The sequence below is a fragment of the Paenibacillus sp. 01T442 genome (assembly GCF_056398345.1).
This window is the reverse complement of record NZ_JBFTPF010000182.1, coordinates 1-3697: the sequence shown is the minus strand read 5'-3', so window position 1 is coordinate 3697 and position 3697 is coordinate 1. Positions and strand designations below refer to the sequence as shown.

Below are 3697 nucleotides of genomic sequence, written 5' to 3'. Positions count from 1 at the left end.
GCGCGTACTTCCGTGTACGTTCTCTGACCACTTCCGGTGTTAGGGGCATACCACTTCCTGATGGTAACGTTCGGTTAACTACAGGATCGGACAGCCATTCATATCGCTTTTCCCAATCTTCTTCAACAACACGCCTTAATGTTACTCGTTGTCCGTATAGCATATTTCCCCTCCGTGTACCTAGATTGGTACTTATTTTGTAAACTCGTAAATCCATATGTAGGGTATTCGCGAAAGCTTTTTAACAATCCTGTCCGTTACTTTAATAATACAGGGAGCAGCTGCCGTCCGCGGCAAACTGCTCCCTTTATATTAACGTTCTCCGTTAGTTCAACGCTAAATGCCTCGGTCAGACCAAGGGGCGTTATCCCCGCAGTATGAATACGGTGTTATCTAAAGTAACCTGAAATCCTTAAGTAACAATCTAATTCTTGCTCTTGTACGGCACTTCGAATAGGATTTTATTGTTCTTGTCATAAGCATTAATTCTCAGTTCATTCATTTCAACTAATCCGTAATATATTCTCTTCCAATTAGTCTGAATAATGTTCGCCTCGATAACCTGATTGTTCTTATTGATTATCTCAATTTTGTTTATTTCGGGATCATTAATAAAACCATATATTAAATACCTTCTAACATTTTCGTTAAAGTTAATTCCTGATTGATCTATTAACAATTGAGTCTCATTATACATTGCATTTGATGAACTCAGTTTCCATCCATTAGCCTCATCACCCTCAAACACTGCCAAGCCAATACCAATATTTCCATTATCAAAAGGGGCTTTATATAAAATGAACGGTCTCTTCATTACGGATCCTTGATAAATTATTTCCTGTCCTTCTTTTTTATGCGTTTTATAAAACTCTTCTTCAATTGTATTGCTTTTACATCCAGAAATAGCAAGAGAAATAAGTAATAGGATTAAAATAATTTTATAACTTCTCATGTTCCCTCCAATATCTCAGGTTATTTCAGATATTGTCTTTTTGGCGAAATTTTGTATAATACGTAACTTTTCATTTATCAAGGACCTGTTCCCAACCCACCTAACTTCCAACCATTCGCATATTTCCTCATTGCAGCATAACGAGTATCTTTTCCATCTGGGTTATTGAACGCCTCATTTTTCCATTGAATCTTTAAAGATACTTGAACAACAACTTCCGATAAATTCGAAACGTCTTGAAGCTCTTGTTGGCTTTCGTGATCGAGAAGTTTATAAGAAATTGGTGTAGCACTGATGATATTCGATACAATAGAGTTGTTTTCACCAAAACCTGGGTTGTATAGCTGATCCTCACCTAGGTTTACTGTCAACATTTCCAACATTCGCTGTTGATCCAAGCAAGCATTAGCTCTAGTTGTATTTTTATTTTCAATTGCATTGAAGAAGGCGGTCAATACTTCGGTAGGTTTCATGTCTACCAAATCCTTATTAGAACTATCACTAATAAATATCCCTTCACGGTCACTCCATTGTTCAAACGTTAGTCCAGTTATCTCATCCAAGTAACGTTTATTTATGGAGGGACCTATAGTCTGTATGTTGAAGGACAACCACGCGCCAACTACCTTTTCCGATTTCACTAGCAGATTTACATTTGAGGGATATTGAAATTCACTTTTCTGATCCTGATGAGTTAAACCGTTTCTTAAAGTATACTGCCATACCTCGACCGAAGAGCCCTTTAACGGAACTAAACTAAGACCCGCGTCTTCAGAAAAAACGTTTGCTAATCTCCAGTACAGACCGAGTGGATATTCACCGAGCTTCACATCMCAAACTGAAGGTATATGTACCATGAATTTCTTGGGTCCAAATTGTACATCTACATGAAAAGACTTTAAAAAATTGTCAGGAGTAAGCCCATTGGGTACCTTAGTACCAACGGGTAAACTCTCTTCCGCATTCAATATTTTGTTTGCTTGAACTACATATGGACTTGTAATTGTCGGTGTCGGTTCTTCAACTTTTATTTGAGTAGTTGCATTGCACCCAGAACATACAATAATTATTGCTGCCTACTTCAATCAGCGGCAKCCTCATTATTTTGTTCATTGAACTATAGTTTCTCGTTAGCGTAATGCTCATTTCTTCTTTACAGGACAGAATATTTTCATTTCATTCCGTTCATCATTTGATTCTCTTATTGTTTTCTCGTCGTATCTCTCAAAATAATAAGCTGTATCATCATATGTATATCCGTTATCATTCAGCCATTTAGTAGTGAAATCATAAGCTGTTACCGTCTGGCTTGCCAATCCCTTATAAATTGTTAATGAGTAAGTACGAGGCAATAAATGTATATGAACCATTCCATGTGGTAAGTTTTCAAGAGATTCCACTTCAAAACAACAATAGAAATCAACTGTTCCGTTGTTACTTTTGTAATTTKGAGGTGATATTCCATATGTCACATTTGGATTCTTAATGTTTTTTATTTCATTTTGTCTTCTTACCAATTCATCATATGCATTTTTAATGTTGTTTCCTAAATTATACATATTAGCACTCGCCCTTACCCCAACAAAAGCTGAGATATTGTCAGTTTGAATGATTTCAATCTCCATGTAATTCACTCTCCTTTTTTGTTCTCTCTCTGTATTCAATTTTTATACAAAATATTCCTTTTTATTGCAGACAGAAAGATGCACAACTTTCATGTTAGCCTGCCCAATAGCTTAATGAGGCTACCATCGCGGTAGCCTCATCTTATAGTTAATTGAATATAAGTTCTCCCGTTAACGGAATAGGTTGCCCCATCCTACACTAATTTTCATTCAATCACTTTATTAAAAATTGGGTCCGACTCCTGCCCGTTAGGTGAGCGAAAGRCTGCCTATTATGCCGGCAGCCTCCCATAGCTATTAATTKAACAAACGTTCTCTCGTTTGCTTAATGATGCGTTGCGGTTAGGTGGTACTGGTGTGCCTCGGCATTCACTACTTCGACTTTGCTTCCGAGACTGATGCGGCTTGTCCGCCGATTCGTGAACACATTGTTAGATGTAGTTACTCGCTTCGAAGCATAACCCCGTTCGAGGTTTTAGGTAAAAATCTTTTTTAATATCCCAACACCATACTCTTGAGGATAAAACCWTACAGAAAGAATCACAGTTACTATTAATAACAACACCCATGTAATAAAGTTCGATGTTCCATTACGTTTTCTAAATTTAAATAAATATAAAAGGACAACCATACTATTAAGAAAGTACATATTTGGTAAATACACTATACGTCCTAGTCCTGTATTTGGAAAGTTCAATATTAATAGTGTAATTATAAGTATTGAAGGTGACATTGCAAGCAAATATATATCAGGATTATTTCCTACCCAAAAGTTATTTAAGTTAATTCTGGGCATTCCAAAAAATGTTGTATTACAGTCAGAGCATTTGTGTGAATAAGGAATAATAAAAGGAATTAAAGCAATCAATGCTCCGTAGTCAATGACACCTGTAAAAAAGTAAAAATTCAAAAATAAGTAAATGGAAAGTAAGAGTCTTGTATGAAATGAACTCATCTGTTTGACGTTTATACTTTGACAATTAGAACAGTGCTTCATATTTCCACCTCTTGTTTATCATAGACAAAGCAAACATAAATCTACTTTCAATTAAATAATAGGATGTTTTGTTTTATTTCAGTAGTGCTATCTTTTTATAGTACCTGAGTTTTACCTGAGTTT

The 3697-nt window shown here is 35.9% G+C and carries 3 protein-coding genes; all 3 read right to left on the bottom strand.

Annotation, left to right across the window (positions count from 1 at the left end):
• Positions 1-424: 424 nt before the first annotated feature.
• Positions 425-952 carry a hypothetical protein gene (locus AC1DLM_RS35210; RefSeq protein ID WP_477572603.1) on the bottom strand — a complete coding sequence of 176 codons (528 nt, stop codon included), beginning with the start codon at positions 950-952 and terminating at the stop codon, positions 425-427.
• Between the two features lie 77 nt (positions 953-1029).
• Complete coding sequence (locus AC1DLM_RS35205) at positions 1030-1920, bottom strand: DUF4830 domain-containing protein (RefSeq protein WP_477572602.1); 891 nt, start codon at positions 1918-1920, stop codon at positions 1030-1032.
• 174 nt (positions 1921-2094) lie between these two features.
• On the bottom strand, positions 2095-2577 hold the full coding sequence (locus AC1DLM_RS35200; protein WP_477572601.1) for a GyrI-like domain-containing protein: 483 nt from the start codon (positions 2575-2577) through the stop codon (positions 2095-2097).
• Between the last annotated feature and the right edge of the window lie 1120 nt (positions 2578-3697).

Bases quoted from the DNA above. Each gene is read 5' to 3' on its own strand.
- AC1DLM_RS35210 (WP_477572603.1), bottom strand. From the start codon at position 952: ATGAGAAGTTATAAAATTATTTTAATCCTATTACTTATTTCTCTTGCT.